This window comes from Streptomyces yangpuensis (genome assembly GCF_024666385.1).
In the GTDB taxonomy this organism is placed as follows: domain Bacteria; phylum Actinomycetota; class Actinomycetes; order Streptomycetales; family Streptomycetaceae; genus Streptomyces; species Streptomyces yangpuensis.
On record NZ_CP102514.1, the window covers coordinates 6,191,804 to 6,205,918 of the forward strand.

At 74.8% G+C, this 14,115-nt stretch carries 13 protein-coding genes; 8 read left to right on the forward strand and 5 right to left on the reverse strand.

From position 1 onward, the window contains the following. Positions 1 to 7 precede the first annotated feature (7 nt). Positions 8 to 2,011 carry a S9 family peptidase gene (locus NRK68_RS28130; RefSeq protein ID WP_257857112.1) on the forward strand — a complete coding sequence of 668 codons (2,004 nt, stop codon included), beginning with the start codon at positions 8 to 10 and terminating at the stop codon, positions 2,009 to 2,011. 3 nt (positions 2,012 to 2,014) lie between these two features. On the opposite strand, the gene NRK68_RS28135 is transcribed toward NRK68_RS28130, so the two are convergent. Both NRK68_RS28135 and NRK68_RS28140 read right to left on the reverse strand, forming a co-directional pair. After that, positions 2,015 to 3,073: a vWA domain-containing protein gene (locus NRK68_RS28135; RefSeq protein ID WP_183063848.1), complete on the reverse strand. Its 1,059-nt coding sequence runs from the start codon at positions 3,071 to 3,073 to the stop codon at positions 2,015 to 2,017. Positions 3,074 to 3,188: 115 nt separating this feature from the next. Beyond that, a complete protein-coding gene (locus tag NRK68_RS28140; protein WP_257857113.1) occupies positions 3,189 to 3,914 on the reverse strand; it encodes a hypothetical protein in 726 nt (241 codons plus the stop codon). Positions 3,915 to 3,947: 33 nt separating this feature from the next. On the opposite strand from NRK68_RS28140, the gene NRK68_RS28145 reads away from it, so the two are divergent. Continuing rightward, on the forward strand, positions 3,948 to 4,505 hold the full coding sequence (locus NRK68_RS28145; RefSeq protein WP_183063849.1) for a GNAT family N-acetyltransferase: 558 nt from the start codon (positions 3,948 to 3,950) through the stop codon (positions 4,503 to 4,505). Here NRK68_RS28145 and NRK68_RS28150 read toward each other — a convergent pair. Beyond that, positions 4,477 to 5,598: an ArsR/SmtB family transcription factor gene (locus tag NRK68_RS28150; RefSeq protein ID WP_257857114.1), complete on the reverse strand. Its 1,122-nt coding sequence runs from the start codon at positions 5,596 to 5,598 to the stop codon at positions 4,477 to 4,479. The two genes, NRK68_RS28145 and NRK68_RS28150, sit on opposite strands and share 29 nt — an antisense overlap. Positions 5,599 to 5,798: 200 nt before the next feature. Between NRK68_RS28150 and NRK68_RS28155 the strand changes: the two genes are divergently transcribed. From NRK68_RS28155 to NRK68_RS28165, 3 genes are all read left to right on the forward strand, one after another. After that, positions 5,799 to 6,065 (forward strand): hypothetical protein, encoded by a 267-nt coding sequence (locus tag NRK68_RS28155; protein WP_183063850.1) that lies wholly within the window; start codon positions 5,799 to 5,801, stop codon positions 6,063 to 6,065. A 173-nt stretch (positions 6,066 to 6,238) separates the two neighbouring features. Beyond that, on the forward strand, positions 6,239 to 7,144 hold the full coding sequence (locus tag NRK68_RS28160; protein WP_183063851.1) for an arginase family protein: 906 nt from the start codon (positions 6,239 to 6,241) through the stop codon (positions 7,142 to 7,144). A 58-nt stretch (positions 7,145 to 7,202) separates the two neighbouring features. Continuing rightward, a complete protein-coding gene (locus NRK68_RS28165; RefSeq protein WP_257857115.1) occupies positions 7,203 to 9,173 on the forward strand; it encodes a DUF5107 domain-containing protein in 1,971 nt (656 codons plus the stop codon). A gap of 36 nt (positions 9,174 to 9,209) precedes the next feature. On the opposite strand, the gene NRK68_RS28170 is transcribed toward NRK68_RS28165, so the two are convergent. Next, entirely contained in the window at positions 9,210 to 10,049 is an 840-nt protein-coding gene (locus NRK68_RS28170; RefSeq protein WP_183063853.1) for a methyltransferase domain-containing protein, read from the reverse strand. Between the two features lie 206 nt (positions 10,050 to 10,255). Here NRK68_RS28170 and NRK68_RS28175 point away from each other — a divergent pair, with 206 nt between their 5' ends. From NRK68_RS28175 to NRK68_RS28185, 3 genes are all read left to right on the forward strand, one after another. Beyond that, positions 10,256 to 10,846 (forward strand): TIGR03086 family metal-binding protein, encoded by a 591-nt coding sequence (locus NRK68_RS28175; protein ID WP_257857116.1) that lies wholly within the window; start codon positions 10,256 to 10,258, stop codon positions 10,844 to 10,846. A gap of 116 nt (positions 10,847 to 10,962) precedes the next feature. After that, complete coding sequence (locus tag NRK68_RS28180; protein ID WP_183063855.1) at positions 10,963 to 12,180, forward strand: aminotransferase class I/II-fold pyridoxal phosphate-dependent enzyme; 1,218 nt, start codon at positions 10,963 to 10,965, stop codon at positions 12,178 to 12,180. A gap of 125 nt (positions 12,181 to 12,305) precedes the next feature. Then, on the forward strand, positions 12,306 to 13,499 hold the full coding sequence (locus NRK68_RS28185; protein WP_183063856.1) for an MBL fold metallo-hydrolase: 1,194 nt from the start codon (positions 12,306 to 12,308) through the stop codon (positions 13,497 to 13,499). On the opposite strand, the gene NRK68_RS28190 is transcribed toward NRK68_RS28185, so the two are convergent. Continuing rightward, a complete protein-coding gene (locus NRK68_RS28190) occupies positions 13,496 to 13,954 on the reverse strand; it encodes a winged helix DNA-binding protein (protein ID WP_183063857.1) in 459 nt (152 codons plus the stop codon). The genes NRK68_RS28185 and NRK68_RS28190 overlap by 4 nt on opposite strands. Positions 13,955 to 14,115 lie beyond the last annotated feature (161 nt).

Below are 14,115 nucleotides of genomic sequence, written 5' to 3' on the forward strand. Positions count from 1 at the left end.
CCCGGTGATGTCCGCCGCGCAGACCCTGCCGTACGGGAGCTGGCCCTCGCCCATCGACGCCGGGCTCGCGGCCTCCCGCGACGGCCGGCCCGAGTACATCGGCACGGTGGGCCCCGAGGTGTGGTGGACCGAGCCCCGGCCGCGGGAGGCGGGCCGTCGTACGCTCGTGCGCCGCCGCCCCGCCGGGTCCGGTACCAGGAGCGAGGTCAGCGAGCTGCCCGCGCCGTGGAACGTGCGCAGCCGGGTCACCGAGTACGGCGGCCTGCCCTGGGCGGGGGCCGAGCGGGCGGCGGGCGGACCCCTGCTGGTCTTCGTCCACTTCGCCGACCAGCGGCTGTACGCGTACGAGCCGGACGCGCCCGGCGCCCCGGACCCGCGGCCCCTCACCCCGGTGTCCGGCACCGGCGGCGGGCTGCGGTGGGCCGACCCGGTGCTGCGCGGGGACGAAGTGTGGTGCGTGCTGGAGGAGTTCACCGGGCCCGCGCCGACCGACGTGCGCCGGGTCCTGGCCGCCGTACCGCTGGACGGGTCGGCCGCCGGGGACCGTGCGGCTGTACGGGAGCTGACGGACGGCCGGCACCGCTTCACCACCGGACCGCGGCTCTCCCCGGACGGCCGCCGTGCGGCCTGGCTGGTGTGGGACCACCCGCTGATGCCCTGGGACGGTACCGAGCTGCAGCTGGCCGAGGTCACCGCGGCAGGAGAGCTGTCCGGGGCGCGGACGGTCTTCGGCGGCCCCGACGAGTCGGTCGCCCAGGTGGAGTGGACGGCCGACGGAACCCTCCTCGCGGTCAGCGACCGCGGCGGCTGGTGGAACCCGTACCGGGTGGACCCGGACACGGGGTGGGCCGTCAACCTGTGCCTGCGGGAGGAGGAGTTCGGGGGAGCGCTGTGGAAGCCCGGACTGCGCTGGATCGCCCCGCTGCCCGACGGGCTCGTCGCCGTGCTGCACGGCCAGGGCTCCTCGGTGCTCGGCGTCCTGGACCCGGAGAGCGGCGACCTGGTGGACGCGGCCGGCCCGTGGACGGCCTGGCAGCCGACGCTCGCCGTGCACGGCAGCCGGGTCTACGGGGTCGCCGCCAGCCCGCGCAGCGCCTACGAGGTGGTCGAGCTGGACACCGCCGGCGGACATGCCAGGGTCGTGGGCGCGCAGGGCCCGGACCCGGTGGACCCGGCCTACTACCCGGAGCCGCAGAGCCGTACCTTCCTCGGCCCGGACGACCGGCAGATCCACGCCCATGTCTACCCGCCGCACCATCCGGCATGCCGGGCCCCCGCCGACGAACTGCCCCCGTACGTGGTGTGGGCGCACGGCGGGCCCACCGACCACGTGCCGCCCGTACTCGACCTGCACATCGCCTACTTCACCTCGCGCGGGATCGGCGTGGTCGAGGTGAACTACGGCGGCTCCACCGGCTACGGCCGCGCCTACCGGGAGCGGCTGCGCGAACAGTGGGGTGTGGTGGATGTGGAGGACTGCGCGGCGGTGGCCCGGGCGCTGGCCGCCGAAGGGACCGCCGACCCCGCCCGGCTCGCCATCCGCGGCGGCAGCGCGGGCGGCTGGACGGCGGCGGCGTCGCTGGCCGCGACCGACCTGTACGCGTGCGCGGCGATCATCTATCCGGTGCTGGACCTGCGGGGCTTCGCCGAGGAGACCCACGATCTGGAGTCCCGCTACATCGACGGCCTGGCGGGGCCGCCGCAGACCCTCGCCGTCCTGTGCCGCGAACGCTCCCCGGTGGCCCGGGCCGACCGGATCAAGGCGCCCTTCGTCCTGCTCCAGGGGCTGGAGGACCCGGTCTGCCCGCCGGCCCAGGCGGAACGGCTGCTGGCCGCGATGCGGGGCCGGCCGGTACCGCACGCCTACCTGGCCTTCGAGGGCGAGGGGCACGGCTTCCGCCGCGCCGACACGATGGTGCGGGCCCTGGAGGCCGAACTGTCGCTGTACGCGCAGGTCTTCGGATGCGCACGCACCGATGTCCCGAGGCTCCCCCTGGAAACCTCTTCGTGAATCTCAGACCAGGACGAGCAGGCGCGTCCGTGCCTTCAGCTTCCTGCTCGCCGAACGGCTCTGCACGTAGACCTCCAGTGCGGGATTGTGGCCCGCCTTCACCGAGACGGTTCCCTGGATTCCGGTACCGAAGAGCAGGCTGCGTGCCGCGTCGCCCGTGTAGGCGCGGCCGGTCTCCTTCTCGACCACGATGACCTCCTTGTCGGCCTGGACCTGGACCCGGGTTCCCAACTGGTAGTAGCAGGAGCCGCGTTCGTAGGTCACCTCGGGATGGGCGTCGACGAAGGAACGGATGTTCATGTCCGTATCGACCTGCAGCAGCCGGAATTTGTCGGCGGCGATCGGTTCGAGGTTCGCCCGTACGTCGTCGACGGAAAGGTCCTGGCCGACCGCGAACAGGTTCTTCGTGCCGCGCACGCCCTTCTCGCGGCCGCGCAGGAAACTGGTGGCGGCGGCGCGCACGGTGCCGATCGCCTCCTTGACGCCTTCCTGGGAGTCGGCGTCCCAGATGGCGATGTTCCCCGCGGGGAAGCCGTAGTTCTGGGCGGTCCGCTTCGCCAGGGAGTTCGGTACGAGGATCGCGGAGGTCCAGTGGTCCGGCAGCCCGCCCATCCTGGCCGTGATCCGGTCGAGCCAGGGGCCGAGGATGCTCATGTCGCCGTCGTGCCGCCGGTCCCCGCCGGAGGCGTTCTCCTCGCCGTCCGTCACCACGATCTGGAGAAAACTGTGCTCGCCGTATTCCTCCCAGATGTGACCGAGGTCGTCCAGGGATTTCAGGGAGGCCTCGATGAGAGCGGTGGCGCCGTTCTTCACGCTGTAGAGGCCCCGCATGGACGGCAGGTGCTTCACGTCCATGTCCCAGACCAGATTCTCCACCCGGTGGTCGAAGGAATAGAGACTGATCCGCGTCTCGTGGCCGAGGCTGTCCGATTCGGCCTTCAAACCCGCCACGAACTCGTCCACGACGCGAATGAGTTGGCTCTGGTGCGGACGCATGGAACCCGAACAGTCCACCACCAGCGCGACGTGGTTCACCTTGTGCTGAATCCTGTGTGCGGACATGACTGTGCTCCTTTTCCGAAGCTCCCCGAGTGATGTGTTCACACTATGGGGAGCCACTGACAACGGAGCTTGACGGACGATCAGCGGTGAAGGGGGTGCCTCAGGGCGCCGCGCCTCAGGCGGTGTGCAGCCAGACGCGCAGCGGGCCGATCGCGGTGAATCCGCTGCGCAGGGCGCTGTCCAGGTCCTCGCCGTGCTCGTAGCCGACCACGGGCAGGCCCGGACGGCGGGCGGCGATCGCGGTCAGAGCTCCCGCCCAGGCCGTGTCGGTGCCGATCCCGTCGCGGGCGAACAGGTTGGAGACGCCGACCGCGCCGGCGCAGGAATGCGCGACGGCCCCGGCGACGATCCGGTCGCCGACGCGGCCGGCGAGGAAGACGGTGTCACCGCCGAGCAGGGAGGGCCGGAACAGCCCGGTGGCCTCCTCGCCGTCCCACGCGGCCTCCCAGGCCGCCAGCTCGGCGGCGTCGCGGACCTCCGACCACCGGGGTGCGGACGGGTCCGCCGTCGGGACCGGCGCCCCGGCCGGACGGTGGATCCACTGGGCCTCGAAGAGCACCTCGAAACCGTCCCCGGACAGGTCCAGGGCGGCGAAGCTGTCCTTCACCGAGCAGCCGCGGGAGCCGGTGTCGATGGGCGGGAGCACGCTCGCCGCCCCGACGCCCGGGTCCAGGGTCACGGCATCGGGGTACAGGGGCGGTGTCCGTACCGGGCTCAGCCAGAGGTCCCCGCCCTCGTACCGCGGCGACAGGCCGTGCGCGCGGCAGACGGCGTCGCACCACCCGGCGTTGTTCAGCGCCGCCCGGCGGCGCAGCGTCGCACTCGTCTCGTCCGTGATCACGACGTGATCGTGTCACACGCATAGCCTGGGGCGATGACCTTTTCCAGCTACGTCCGGGAGGGCGAGCGCGTCGGCCTGCGCCCCTACCGCATCGCCGACGGGCCCGAGTTCACCGCGCGCGTGCGCGAGAGCCGGGACCTCCACCGCCCCTGGCTGTTCCCGCCCGGCACCATCGAGGAGTACGAGCCCTACGCGGCCCGGCTGACCGAGGGCGACGCCCGCGCAGGGTTCCTCGTGTGCGAGCTCGGGACCGGAGCCCTGGCCGGTTTCGTCAACGTCAACAACATCGTGCGGGGCGCCTTCCGGTGCGGGGCCCTCGGATACGGGGCCTTCGCGCACGCCGCGGGCCGGGGCCTCCTGCGCGAGGCCCTCGGCATGGTCCTCGACCACGCCTTCGCCCCCACCGGGGAGGGCCTCGGCCTGCACCGCCTGGAGGCCAACGTCCAGCCCGGCAACACCGCCTCGATCGCGCTGGTCCGCGGCGCCGGCTTCCGGCTGGAGGGCCTCTCGCCCGACTTCCTCCACGTCGACGGAGCCTGGCGCGACCACGAACGCTGGGCCGTCACCGCCGAGATGCCGCGCGCCCGCTGACATGGCCACCGCCGTGACCGTCGCCGCCGGGGAAGCGGCCGTTGCCCCCGGTGCCGGTGCCGGTGCCGGTGCCGGTGCCGTCGAGAAGGATCGCGCCGAGACGGGTCAGTGAGTGAAGGGCGTTCCTCCCCTCCCTGGTCAGACTGGTCAGTCCGGCACCGCGCAGCGTGGCGGCGTGCTCGCTGGCGCTCGCCGGTGAGATCCCCGCCCGCTGGGAGAGCTGCGTCGTCGTGCACGCGGGATGGTCGGCCATCACGCACAGCACGACCGCCCTGGTACGCCCCAGGAGCGCGGCCAGGGCCGGCGGCACCGGTGCGCCGGCCCGCCGTGCGTCCGCGGGTGTTGCCCACAGGGCGGCGGCGTCGACCGGATCGCGCAGGGCGCGATACACCATGACCACGGAATCGGCCCGGGGGCCGGCGAACAGCTGGGGGACCGGCCCGCAGAACACCGACGGCGCAAGCACCAGCGGGCGGCCCGCCAGGTGGTAGTCGGCGCCGGGGTGGACGACCGGCCGGTAGTCCGGGACCTCCAGCACGGGAGGCTTCCACACGGCCATCGGGCGCATGCCGTCCAGCAGGGCCGCCACCCCGCCGCCCACCATGAGGCGCCCCTGACGGGCCACCTCCCCGTCCAGGTGCCGGCGGATGTTCCCCCAGTACGGGGCGACCGCCACCTCGTGGCAGTCCCGCAGCGCGCGGGCGAGGCGCCCCACGGACCGCCGGTCGGCCACCGCCAGCCCGGCCAGCCACGGGGACCGCACCCTGCCGGTTCCCGCGCACACGGCGAACTCCTCGCACAGGCGGTCCGCCGGGGCGCCCGCCAGCCGCTCCAGCCCCTCGCCCAGACAGCCCGCGGCGCCGACCAGGGTGAACAGGTCCACCAGCCCCCCGGCGGGAGAACCGAGGAACCGCGCTGTGTGCGGCCCGTCGCCCGTGACGAGCGGGCCGGTCCGGGCCCGCCAGCCGCCGAACAGCGCCTTCGCGTCGCGCCGCTGGAGGTTCCACAGCCCGAGGGACGTCTCCGCGAGCGGACCCAGTACCTCGACCCGTACCCGCGCCAGGTCCTCCACGGTGAAGTGCAGACGCAGCACACCGGCCTCCTCACCCGCCTGTGCCGAATGCTCCCCGCCGTGCTCGTTTCGGGGCAGCCCGAATCGAGTCGATTTCCGTGTCGCGCCGGGCGGATCCTGTCCGGCGAGCGGTACTTCCCGCTCGGTTACCGGGGACGAGGCAACGTTCCCGCGGACACGGCACGGACAACGGACAACGGACAACGGACAAGGGAGAGAGCATGCGCATCACAGTGATACGGGTCCTCGCCACACTCGCCGCCGGTGCGGCCGTCCTCGTGACGGGCGCTGCGGGGGCCTCCGCCGCCCCGGCCCCGACCCAGGCCGCCGTCGCGCCCGCCCACCGGTCACCCGCGGATGCCGCCGGGTGGGTGTTCCTCGGCGAGTACTCGAAGAGGGAGTGCGTCTCCCTGCGGGACTCCTACGCGGGCCGCGCCAAGTGCGTGCGCAACGCCGGCGGGCTCTACGACCTCTACGTCTGGCAGTGATCCCGCCCACGGTCCGCGGCTGCGCGGGACGGACCCGCTGACCGTACGGGCCCGGTACGGGCCCGGTCCGGCCCCGGCGGCGCGTCCGCCGGGGCCGGACCGGGCAGGCGGGGCTGTGGGTTCCTGCCGGGTAATCGCCACCGTCGCGGCGCCGGATCGCGCAGGATGAGGGGATGCGCACCCTGGTACTGCTCGATGCCCCGTCCAACCTCGGTCTGCGGCCGCCCGCGCCCGGGGCCGTCCCCGGTGTCTACAAGCTGGCGGGCGCCCTGCGCGAGCAGGGCCTGCTGAGCAGGCTCGGGGCGCGCGAGGGAGGCGTCGTGGTCCCGCCCCGCTACGATCGCGGCGACTGGGTGGAGGGCGACGGCGTCTTCAACGCCGACGCGCTCGCCGCCTACACCGTCACCCTCGCCGACAGGATCGAACGCCACCTGCGGGCGGGGGAGTTCCCCGTCGTCCTCGGCGGGGACTGCTCCATCCAGCTCGGCGCCTCCCTCGCCATGCGCCGGACCGGCCGCTACGGCCTGGCCGCCGTCGACGGCTCCGCCGACTTCCGCCACCCCGGCAACACCGCCGTCAACGGTCCCGTCGGAGCCGCGGGCGGCGAGGAACTGGCTCTGGCCACCGGCCGCGGGCAGCCCTCGCTCAGCGACCTGGAGGGGCTCGCCCCGTACCTGCGGGACGAGGACGTCCGGCTGTTCGGGATGCGCGACGGGGACGCGGACCTCCCGGAGCTGGCAGAAGCCGGGATCTTCGCGGCCACCGTCGGCGAGATCCGCCGCCGGGGCGCCGCCGCCGTCGCCCGGTCGGCGCTGGACGGCCTGCACCCGCCCGTCACCGACGGGTTCTGGGTCCACCTGGACGCCGACGTGCTCGACCCCGAGGTGATGCCGGCCGTGGACAGCCCCGACCCCGGGGGCCTGCTGCCGCAGGAGGTCGCCGAACTGCTGCGCGTCCTGGTGGGGTCACCGCGGTGCGTCGGGCTGAACGTCACCATCTACGACCCGGACCTCGACCCGGACGGCCGTGCGGGCGCGCTGCTCGCGGACCTGGTGGCGGGTGCCTTTGCGTCATCCTGACCGGTGGTGATCCGCGGAACCCCTGTGCACCGGCCGCCGTGGCGTGTTCCCTTTCCTCATGGCCACCACCGTCCGACGCGCTCTACTGACCCTCCCCGCAGCCCCGTTGGGCTCCGACAACCCGCTGCCCGCCCTGCGCGCCCCCGACAGCGTGCACGTCCTGGACGAGCGTTCCCGCGACGGTCTGCCGCGCGACATGGCCCGGCAGATCGGGTACGAGCCGCTGCGCTCGCTGCTGCCCGTCCGTATCCGTGACGGGTACGGACGGGAGCGCACGGAGCGGGAGTTCGAGGCCGTCGTCATGGAGAACGAGCACCTGCGGGTCACCGTGCTGCCGGGGCTGGGCGGGCGGATCCACTCGCTGGTCCACCTGCCGACGGGGCGCGAACTGCTCTACCGCAACCCGGTGTTCCAGCCGGCCAACTTCGCGTTGAACGGCGCCTGGTTCTCCGGCGGCATCGAGTGGAACACCGGCGCGACCGGCCACACCACCCTCTCCTGCGCCCCGCTGCACGCCGCGCTGGTCACGGCCCCGGACGGCGGCGCGATGGTCCGGCTGTGGGAGTGGGAGCGGCTGCGGGACCTGCCGTTCCAGGTGGACCTGTGGCTGCCGGAGGACTCGGCGTTCCTGTACGTCGGCGTCCGCGTGCGCAACCCGCACGAGCGGCCCGCGCCCGTGTACTGGTGGTCCAACATCGCCGTCCCCGAGGACGCGGGCAGCCGTGTTCTGGCCCCCGCCGACGAGGCCTGGCACTTCGGCTACGAGCGCTCGCTGCGCCGCATCCCTGTCCCGGAGTGGGAGGCCGCGGACCGTACGTACCCGCTGCGCAGCGAGTACCCGGCCGACTTCTTCTACGAGGTCCGGGACGGGGAGCGGCCCTGGATCGCCTCCCTGGACGCCGCCGGGGAGGGCCTCGTGCAGACCTCCACGGCACGGCTGCGGGGGCGCAAGCTGTTCGTGTGGGGCGCGGGCGGCGGCGGGCGGCGCTGGCAGGAATGGCTGACCGAGCCGGGTACGGGCGGCTACGCCGAGATCCAGGCCGGGCTGGCCCGGACCCAGCTGGAGCACGTCCGGCTGGAGGGCGGGGCGGAGTTCAGCTGGCTGGAGGCGTACGGGCCGCTGGCGGCCGAGCCGTCGGCGGTGCACGGCGCGGACTGGGCGGCGGCCCGCGGCGCTGCGCAGGACGCGCTGGACGCCGTACTGCCCCGGGAACGGGTGGACGCGGCATACGAGGCGTGGCGCGGCTGCGCCGACACCGAACCGGGGGAGCGGCTGGCGGCCGGTTCGGGCTGGGGAGCGCTGGAGGTGCTGTGCGCGGGGCACCGGCTGCCGGGTACGCCCTTCGAGGAATCCACGCTGGGCGAGGAGCAGGAGCCGTGGCTGGAACTGTGGCGCACCGGTGTCCTGCCCGCCCCGCGCCGGGCGGTGCCGCCGGGCCCGAGCCTGGTCGCCGCGCACTGGCGGGACATGCTGGAGACGGCCCCCGCGGACCCGCTGACGGAGTACCACCTGGGAGTGGCCCAGTGGCACGCGGGGGACACCGCCCAGGCGGTGCGGAGCTGGGAGCGCGGGCTGGCGCTCGCCCCCTCGCAGTGGCCGCTGCTGCGCTGTCTGGCGGTGGCGGACGCGCTGGCGGGCGACGCGGCGCGGGCAGCCGACGGCTTCGCGGCGGCCTTCGAGGACCTGGCCGCGGAGAGCCGTGGAGGCGGTCCGTGGACGGCGGCGGAGTCGGCGCTGGGCCGGGAGGCGATGGCCGCGCTCCTGGCGGCGGGCCGGCTGCCGCAGGCCCGCGCCGTCTGGGACCGGCTCCGGCCGGCCCTGCGCGAGCAGGGCCGCTTCCGGTTGCTGGCGGCCCGGCTGCTCGCGGCGGAGGGCCATGTGCGGGCGGCCCGCCGGGTCTTCGAGGACGGCTTCGAACTCCCCGACCTGCGGGAGGGCGAGGAAACCCTGTCCGACCTGTGGGCCGCCCTCACCGACTGCCCCCTGCCGCCCTCCTACGACTTCCGCATGCGGCCGGCCACCTCCTGATCCCTGGGCAGGCGCCGGCGGGGAGGTGCTCGCGGGTCAGGCGCGGCAGAGGATCTCGGCGTTCAGGACCGTGAACCAGGCGTCCGGGGAGGCGTTCCAGGTGTGCCAGGCCTCGGCGGCGGCCGTCAGGTCTTCGGGCGTGGCGTGGCCGCCGCGGACGGCGACGTCGGCGTAGGCGGAGGCCTTGGTCCGGTCGGCCCACAGGGCGGACCACCACGCCGTCTCCTCCGGGGTGGCGAAGCACCAGGCCGTGGCCGAGGAGGTCACGTCGGTGAAGCCGGCCTGCCGGGCCCAGGCCCGCAGGTGGCGGCCCGCGTCCGGCTCGCCGCCGTTGGCTCGGGCCACCCGCCGGTACAGGTCCAGCCACCCGTCCAGGCCCGGCGTCGCCGGATACCACGTCATCGCCGCGTAGTCCGCGTCGCGCGCGGCGACGACCCCGCCCGGCCGGCACACCCGCCGCATCTCGCGCAGCGCCCGTACCGGATCTCCGACGTGCTGCAGTACCTGGTGGGCGTGGACCACGTCGAAGGAGTCGTCCGGGAAGTCCAGCGCGTGCACGTCCGCGACGGCGAAGGACACGGCGTCGCCCAGGCCGCGTTCCGCCACGTGGGCCCGGGCCTGCGCCAGGACGCCCTCGGCCGCGTCGACGGCGGTGACCCGGCCGCCCGGTGCGACCAGCTCCGCCAGGTCCGCCGTGATGGTGCCCGGGCCGCAGCCGACGTCCAGCACCGCCATCCCGGGGCGCAGTTCGCCGATCAGGTACCCGGCGGAGTTCTCGGCCGTGCGCCAGCGGTGCGAGCGCAGCACCGACTCGTGGTGACCGTGCGTGTAGACGGCGGTCTCCCTGGCGGCGTTCGTGTCGTTCGTGGCGACCATGGCGGTACCTGCCCCTTGTCGTTGAAGCGTTGCCACCACCGTAAAGGATCAGTTCGGCATTTGAGATATGCGTTTTGGAATGTGGACACATCCCGTGTCCGCCAGGCAGGCCGGCCGGGTCGGTGGCACGGTCGGCCGGGTGCGAGGAGAGTGGCTCCGAGGGGAGGTCGCCCGGAAGTCACCCCTGGTGGAGGACGGTGGGAGTCATGTCCGACGCGCTGCTCGAACGGCATGCCGAGGCGCTGCGGCTCTTCGGTGAGCGGGTGCGCGACATCAGGGACGACCAGTGGGGCGCGCCCACCCCGTGCACGGAGTGGACCGTGCGGGACCTGGTCAACCACGTCACCGCAGAGCAGCTCTGGATCCCGCCCCTGGTCACCGAGGGCCGCACCGTCGAGGAGCTCGGCGACGCCTTCTCCGGGGACGTGCTCGGCGACGACCCGGTCGCGGCGTGGGACAGGGCCTCGGTCGCCGCGCACGCCGCCTTCGCCGCGTCCGGCGCGCTGGAGCGGACCGTACAGCTCTCCTACGGGCCCGCGCGCGGCTCCGCGTACTGCTCGGAGCTGACCGCCGACTGCGTCGTGCACACCTGGGACCTCTGCCGCGGCATCGGGGCCGACGACCGGCTGCCCGACACCCTCGTCGAGTTCTCGATCAAGGAGGTCATGCCCTACGCCGACGCACTGGCTGCGAGCGGCATGTACGCCGGGCCGGTCGAGGTTCCGGCGGGCGCGGACGCGCAGACCCGGCTGCTCGCGATGGTCGGGCGCAAGGGCTGGGACGGGGAGACCGGATGACCGGCAGCCGGCAGCCGGCGCCCGATAACGGGCATGTGCGTCCAAACAATCGTATAAAGGTCAGGGTCGGCGGAGTGCGGCGCGACGGACGCGGAAGGCGGGCAGCGGTGGCGGGGATGCAGCGCACGACGGCGGAGGGCCGCGGCCCCGTCCGCTACGGCCCGCCCGCGCCGCAGCCGGGCCTCCCCGTGCTCTCCGAGCTGATCTCCGTCCTCGGCGCGGCCGCCGGACGCTCCTCCCCCCAACCCCCCGGCGGCGGTGCCTCCCTGCGCGAAGCCGCCTGCCGATACTGGGGCCGGCGCGGGCTGGCCACCTCCCCCGAGCACGTGGCGGCCGGCCCCGGCGCCCCGGCGCTGCTCCTGGCCCTCCTCGGGGCCCACGGGGGCGACGTGATGCTGCCCCGGCCCTGCCCCGCCTGGTGGACCCCGCAGGTCAGGCTGCTCGGGCGGCGCGCCTACCACGTGCCCACCCCGGCCGAGTGCGGCGGCGTACCGGACCCCTACGCCCTGCTGGAGACCGTACGGCGGGTACGCGCCGAGGGCGGCGACCCGCGGGTGCTGCTGCTGTCGGTGGCCGACGACCCGACCGCGACCGTGCCCCCGCCGGAGCTGCTGCGCGAGGCGTGCGAGGCCGCCCACAGCACCGGGCTGTTCGTCGTCAGCGACGAGAGCTGGCGCGACACCGTCCACCGGCCCCACGACGACCTTGTCCTGAGCCCCGCCGAGATGCTGCCCGAACGGGCGGCGGTCCTCGTCGACCTCTCCGGCGCGCTGCTGCCCGCCGGCTGGCCCGCCGCCGTGGTCCGGTTCCCCGACACCCCGGACGGGGCCCGGCTGCGCGCCCACACGCTCGACGTCCTCACCGCCACCGGCGCCATGGTCGCCGGGCCCGTCGCCGGGGCGGCGGCGCACGCCCTCGACGAACCCGACGCCGTCGCCGCGCGCGCCCGCGCGGCCGCCCGCCTGCACGGCCTGGTGGCAGCCGCCGCACACCGCGAGATCCGCGCGGCCGGCGCCCTGGCCCGGCCCCCGCAGGCCGGGCGGCACCTCTACGCCGACCTCGGCCCGCTGCGGTCCGGGCTCGCCCGAAACGGGGTCGGCGACGCCATGGAACTGGAGGACTGGCTCGGCGTCCGGCTCGGCGCGCCCACCCCGGGCGGACAGCGGTTCGCCGACGAGCTGGGCGCGCTGCGGGTCCGGTTGTCCACCGGGCCGCTGCTCGGCGCCACCCCCGAGGAACGGCTGGCCGCGCTCACCGCCCGTGATCCCCTCGAACTGCCGCACGTGCGGAGCGCCCTGGACCTCCTCGGATCGGTCCTGGCCGGGCTGGCCTGACCTCGCGGCCTGCTCCTTTCTCCCGGGCCGGCTCCTTCCGCTCCTTCCGCTGCTTCCGCTCCTCCCGGACGGACCGCACCGGCCCGTCCCGCCCCCCCGCGACCCAGGTGAACGGAGACTCCTCGATGAGGGACCGGACGGACTCAGCCCCCGCCCCTGCCCCCGCCCCGGCCGCCCCCGCCGCGGGGGCCGTCCGCCCGGCCGTCACCCGGGCGGCGCCGCACCCGTCCGCCCCGCGGCCGCTCGGCGCGCACCGCCGCTGGCCCCGCTCGTTCGCCGACCGGCTGACCACCCCGCTCCCCGGCGTCCGGGCCTTTGCCCGGCTCGCCCGCGAGGGCGCCTTCCGGCCCGGCCCCGAAGGGCTGCGGGGCATCCCCGACCTGCCGTACGCGCCGGGGCCGCTGCCCGTGACCGCCGCCGGCGAGGTGTCCGTCACCTGGGCCGGGCACGCCAGCTGGGTCCTGCGGACCGGCGGGCTGACCGTGCTCACCGACCCGGTCTGGTCCCGCCGGATCCTCGGCACCCCGGCCCGGCTGACGCCCGTGGGGGTGCGCTGGGAGGACCTGCCGCCGGTGGACGCGGTCGTGATCAGCCACAACCACTACGACCACCTCGACGCCCCCACGCTCAGGCGGCTGCCCCGGGACACCGCCCTCTTCGTCCCGGCGGGCCTCGCGGGCTGGTTCCGCCGCCGAGGCTTCACCACGGTCACCGACCTCGACTGGTGGGAGGCGGCCGAACTGGGCGGCGTACGCTTCGAGTTCGTCCCCGCCCACCACTGGTCGAAGCGGTCCCTGACCGACACCTGCCGGTCCCTGTGGGGCGGCTGGATCCTCACCGACATCCTGAGCCCGGTCCCGAGGAAGGTGTACTTCGCGGGGGACACGGGCTACGGCCGGTGGTTCGGTGAGATCGGCCGCCGCCACCCCGGGATCGACCTCGCGCTCCTGCCCGTCGGCGCCTACGCCCCGCGCTGGTGGCTGGGCGACGTCCACGCCGACCCGGAGGAAGCCGTCCAGGCCTGCCTCGACCTCGGAGCCCGGCGGATGGCCCCCATGCACTGGGCCGCCTTCGTGCTCTCCGCCGAACCGGTCATGGAGCCCCTGCACCGCACCCTGGCCGCCTGGTCGCGGGCGGCGCTGCCCCGCGAAGACCTCTGGGACCTGCCGGTCGGAGCCTCGCGCACCCTGCCCACCCCCGACCCCGCCCCGGGCACGGCTACGGCCGCGGCCGCGGATCCCGACGCGGGCCGCGACACCGGTCCCGGCGCGGACACCCATGAGGGGGTGTCCGGCGGATCAGGGCCGGACACCCCCTAGTGGTGCCAGGCCCGGCCGCCCGTGTTGTGGACGAAGCGCTGCAGCACCTTGAGGGTGGTCAGGTACTCCTCGTCCGAGATGCCCTCGTGCCGCTCGTCCCACAGTTCCTTCTGGAGCGCCTCCGCGCGGCCGAAGAACTCCCGGCCCTCCGGGGTGAGGCCGAGGCGCTCCGCGTCGTCCTGCGTGATCCAGCCCCGTACGACGGTCGTGTCGATCTCCTCCGCCAGCGCCTCCTCGCCCAGGGCGAGGTAGCCCCGCAGGGTCCGCGTCACCTCCTCGCGGCTCCTCGGCTCCTCCGCCCGGGCCACCTGGGCCAGGATCCACCACTGGGGCTGGGTGGTGCCGATTCCGGCGAGCGCGCCCCGGGTGCGGGTGACGACCGCGTCGTAGGCGGCCCAGCTCCAGTAGCCGATGGGCTGCTGGAGGAGTCCGGCGTCGTCGTGCGAATACTCCATGGTGATCCACTCCCCATCGGTCGTGCGGGTCCGTTCCGCTCAAGACCCTACGAACTCGACCGCACTTGAGGTCCAGCCCGCGCGGCGGCGGGCATTGGAGTGGCCGGAACACGCCCCCGGTGGCGTGGCTCCCGCACCCGCGGGCGGCGGTTCCTAGGGTC

Bases quoted from the DNA above. Each gene is read 5' to 3' on its own strand.
- NRK68_RS28130 (WP_257857112.1), top strand. From the start codon at position 8: ATGTCCGCCGCGCAGACCCTGCCGTACGGGAGCTGGCCCTCGCCCATC.
- NRK68_RS28135 (WP_183063848.1), bottom strand. From the start codon at position 3,073: ATGTCCGCACACAGGATTCAGCACAAGGTGAACCACGTCGCGCTGGTG.
- NRK68_RS28145 (WP_183063849.1), top strand. From the start codon at position 3,948: ATGACCTTTTCCAGCTACGTCCGGGAGGGCGAGCGCGTCGGCCTGCGC.
- NRK68_RS28155 (WP_183063850.1), top strand. From the start codon at position 5,799: ATGCGCATCACAGTGATACGGGTCCTCGCCACACTCGCCGCCGGTGCG.
- NRK68_RS28160 (WP_183063851.1), top strand. From the start codon at position 6,239: ATGCGCACCCTGGTACTGCTCGATGCCCCGTCCAACCTCGGTCTGCGG.
- NRK68_RS28165 (WP_257857115.1), top strand. From the start codon at position 7,203: ATGGCCACCACCGTCCGACGCGCTCTACTGACCCTCCCCGCAGCCCCG.
- NRK68_RS28170 (WP_183063853.1), bottom strand. From the start codon at position 10,049: ATGGTCGCCACGAACGACACGAACGCCGCCAGGGAGACCGCCGTCTAC.
- NRK68_RS28175 (WP_257857116.1), top strand. From the start codon at position 10,256: ATGTCCGACGCGCTGCTCGAACGGCATGCCGAGGCGCTGCGGCTCTTC.
- NRK68_RS28180 (WP_183063855.1), top strand. From the start codon at position 10,963: ATGCAGCGCACGACGGCGGAGGGCCGCGGCCCCGTCCGCTACGGCCCG.
- NRK68_RS28185 (WP_183063856.1), top strand. From the start codon at position 12,306: ATGAGGGACCGGACGGACTCAGCCCCCGCCCCTGCCCCCGCCCCGGCC.
- NRK68_RS28190 (WP_183063857.1), bottom strand. From the start codon at position 13,954: ATGGAGTATTCGCACGACGACGCCGGACTCCTCCAGCAGCCCATCGGC.